The sequence below is a fragment of the Sandarakinorhabdus cyanobacteriorum genome, from assembly GCF_002251755.1.
Lineage (GTDB): Bacteria > Pseudomonadota > Alphaproteobacteria > Sphingomonadales > Sphingomonadaceae > Sandarakinorhabdus > Sandarakinorhabdus cyanobacteriorum.
Map to the genome: position 1 here is coordinate 1 of NZ_NOXT01000016.1, position 3354 is coordinate 3354.

Annotated in this window: 2 protein-coding genes and 2 pseudogenes; all 4 read right to left on the reverse strand. The window is 65.4% G+C overall.

Translation table 11 applies throughout. The features are described 5' to 3' along the window. Positions 1 to 35 precede the first annotated feature (35 nt). Positions 36 to 968, reverse strand: coding sequence for an electron transfer flavoprotein subunit alpha/FixB family protein (locus CHU93_RS00260; protein WP_086115720.1), 933 nt, complete (start codon positions 966 to 968; stop codon positions 36 to 38). Continuing rightward, a complete protein-coding gene (locus tag CHU93_RS00265; protein ID WP_086115719.1) occupies positions 965 to 1714 on the reverse strand; it encodes an electron transfer flavoprotein subunit beta/FixA family protein in 750 nt (249 codons plus the stop codon). The genes CHU93_RS00260 and CHU93_RS00265 overlap by 4 nt, the downstream gene beginning before the upstream one ends. 172 nt (positions 1715 to 1886) lie before the next feature. Next, a pseudogene (locus CHU93_RS18195) lies at positions 1887 to 1988 on the reverse strand (PEPxxWA-CTERM sorting domain-containing protein); the annotation flags it as partial. Positions 1989 to 2069: 81 nt separating this feature from the next. After that, a pseudogene (locus tag CHU93_RS17640) lies at positions 2070 to 3248 on the reverse strand (vanadium-dependent haloperoxidase); the annotation flags it as partial. Positions 3249 to 3354 lie beyond the last annotated feature (106 nt).

Here is a 3354-nt window from a genome sequence, read left to right on the forward strand (position 1 = left end):
AACGCCCTGACAGGAAGGCTCATGAATAAGGCGGGTTAGAGCTTGCCAGCCAGTTCCGGCACCACGGTGAACAGGTCGCCCACCAGGCCAACATCGGCAACCTGGAAGATCGGGGCTTCCTCGTCCTTGTTGATGGCGACGATGATCTTGCTGTCCTTCATGCCGGCAAGGTGCTGGATCGCACCCGAAATCCCCACGGCCACATAAAGTTCCGGGGCGACAATCTTGCCGGTCTGGCCGACCTGATAATCATTGGGGGCATAGCCGGCATCCACGGCGGCGCGGCTGGCGCCGACGGCGGCACCCAGCTTGTCGGCCAGCGGATCGATATATTCGTGGAACTTTTCGGAGCTGCCCAGCGCGCGGCCGCCCGACACGATGATCTTGGCCGCCGTCAGTTCGGGGCGGGCCGACTTGGTCAGCTCGGCGCCGACAAAGCTCGACGTGCCGGCATCACCGGCGCCGCCAACGGCTTCCACCGCAGCGCTGCCGCCCGAGGTCGCAGCCTTGGCAAAGGCAGTGCCGCGCACGGTGATCACCTTCTTGGCATCGGCCGACTTCACGGTGGCAATGGCGTTGCCGGCATAGATCGGGCGGGTGAACGTGTCCGGCCCTTCCACCGACAGGATTTCGGAAATCTGCGCCACATCCAGGGCGGCGGCCACGCGCGGGGCGATATTCTTGCCGCGGCTGGTCGCCGGCGCCACGAAGGCATCATAACCGGCCATCAGGCCAGCGACGAGCGGCGCGACATTTTCCGGCAGCGCGGCGCCATAGGCCGCGTCGTCTGCGACCAGCACCTTGGCCACGCCGGCCACCTTGGCCGCCGCATCGGCCACCGCGCCGCAGCCGGAACCAGCCACCAGCACATGCACGTCGCCGCCCAGCTGGCCAGCCGCCGTGACGGCCGCCAGGGTGGCATCCTTCAGTTCGCTGTTGTCATGTTCAGCCAAAACCAGCGTGCTCATGCGACGGCTCCCATTTCCTTCAGCTTCGCAACCAGCTCATCCACCGACTTCACCTTGATGCCCGCCTGGCGCTTGGCCGGCTCGGTCACCTTCAGGGTGGTGAGGCGCGGGGTCATGTCCACGCCGTAATCGGCCGGCGTCTTGTTGGCGATCGGCTTGGATTTCGCCTTCATGATGTTGGGCAGCGACGCATAGCGCGGCTCGTTCAGACGCAGATCCGTCGTCACGATCGCCGGCAGCTTCAGCGCCACGGTTTCCAGGCCGCCATCGATTTCGCGGGTCACGTTCACCGTGTCGCCCTGCGGGTCCACCTTGGAGGCAAAGGTGCCCTGCGCCCAGCCGAGCAGGCCGGCCAGCATCTGGCCCGTCTGGTTGGCGTCATCGTCAATCGCCTGCTTGCCCAGGATGATCAGGCCGGGGGCTTCCTCGGCGGCGATCTTGGCCAGCACCTTGGCGACGGCCAGCGATTCGGTCGTCACGTCGGTCTGCACCAGGATGCCGCGATCAGCGCCCATGGCCAGCGCGGTGCGCAGCGTTTCGGTGCACTGCTGCACACCGATCGAGACCACCACCACTTCCGTGGCGATGCCCTTTTCCTTCAGGCGGATGGCCTCTTCGACGGCGATTTCGTCGAAGGGGTTCATGCTCATCTTGATGTTGGCGAGCTCGACGCCGGTCTGATCCGACTTCACCCGCACCTTGACGTTGTAATCAACCACCCGTTTGACGGGGACAAGCACCTTCATGGCCAGCCTTTCCCAAGGTTGCACTGGAATTGCCACTGCACTTGGCCGATGCCGCCCACAGGGTCAAGGGCCAAGTTGACGTTAACGTAAACCTGTCGCACTTCACTCGCAAAAAAGACGGCCCGGCGCAGGGTGCTGCGCCGGGCCGGGCATGTTGTGACGGCGGCGACGGTCAGGCTGCGACCACCCGCTCCCGACGACGGCGTGCAACCGCGCCCACCAGGCCAAAGCCGGCGATCAGCATCGCCCAGCTCGACGGTTCCGGAACGGCGCCGACCTTGCTCAGTTGGGTGTCCACGACATAGGCACCCAGGTTCTTGGCATTGTTCACGGCCTTGCCATTGTCATCCTCGTAATGGATGCCACCATAAATGCGGCTGATGCCGGCCTCGGCTGCCGCGCCCGAGAAGCTTGTGAAGCAGCGGGTTTCACCCGGCACCGCGGAGGCCGGATCGGATCCGGTGCAGAAGCCCAGATTGTCGTTCTTGAAGAAGGCCGCCAGCGCGCCGGCAGCCCCGCCCGAGAAGCTGGAATGGCCCGACACATAGGACGGGAAGTTCGGCGTGGGCAGCAGCGGTGTCCAGCCCGGTTCGCCATCCACACCGCACGTGGCCATGGTGCAATTGTTGATCGCCGTGACCGGGCGCCAGGTGTTATAGGTGTATTTGTCCTGCCAGGCGGTGATCCCGGCATCGGCGACCGACATGCCGACAAAGGCCGACAGCCGGGCCGCTTCCAGCGTGGACAGGCCCGTCATGAAACCGTTGGCGATCTGCACCCAATGGCCGGGCGGGGTGAAGGTGCCACCGCCATCGGCCCAAAAGCGGGCAATGAGCTGCTGTTCGGCCGTGCCGCAGGTGGCACAGCCCAGCGCCTTGACCTGGTTGTACTCGGCGATCCACTCCGCCGAACCCACCGCCAGGGGCGCGCCGTTGCCGGACTGGCTGCTGTTCATGGCCGCGAAGGTGCTGACGCTGCCCCACAGCGGCAGCACCGGCGCGCTGGGCTGGGTCGGCTGGAAATCACCGGGGTTGCTGCCCGGCGTGTAGGGCACTTGGGCCGTGGCCGATCCATCGCCGGCGCGGGCGTTGAAGAAGCTGGTGGCGATGCTGCTGCCCAGCGCCACGGTGGCGGCGCGGCGGCCGGCGCCCAGCGACAGGCTGTCCAGCTTGGCATTCATGTCAACCGTCAGGCTGGCGGTGAGGGTGGGGAACAAATGCCCCATCATCGTGTAACCGGCAGCAATGGCCAGGCCATCACGCGACACACCGGTGACCGGGCCACCGGCATAATGATAGGAATCATAGCCGCCATTGGAAGCCGCGTTGACAGCATCGAACATGGCGATGCCCACCATCGCAATGGCCCGCGACGCGCGCGGCGGCGGCGTGCCCTGGCTGCGGATGCTGTTCAGCAACGTGGTATTCACGGTCTGCACCGCCGCGCTGGCGTGCGCGATCGTGGGCAGCGCCATTGTCGATGCAGCAGCAAACAGCATCGCGACCCGAAGGCCGCCAATCGTCCGTTCCGTCATGTTTTCAGTCCCCCGTTAAACCCGATTCCGCATCATTTTTCGTGCGGGCCACCCGTTGCGAACGAGTTTAGCCCGCCTTATTCATGAGCCTTCCTGTCAGGGCGTT

Bases quoted from the DNA above. Each gene is read 5' to 3' on its own strand.
- CHU93_RS00260 (WP_086115720.1), bottom strand. From the start codon at position 968: ATGAGCACGCTGGTTTTGGCTGAACATGACAACAGCGAACTGAAGGAT.
- CHU93_RS00265 (WP_086115719.1), bottom strand. From the start codon at position 1,714: ATGAAGGTGCTTGTCCCCGTCAAACGGGTGGTTGATTACAACGTCAAG.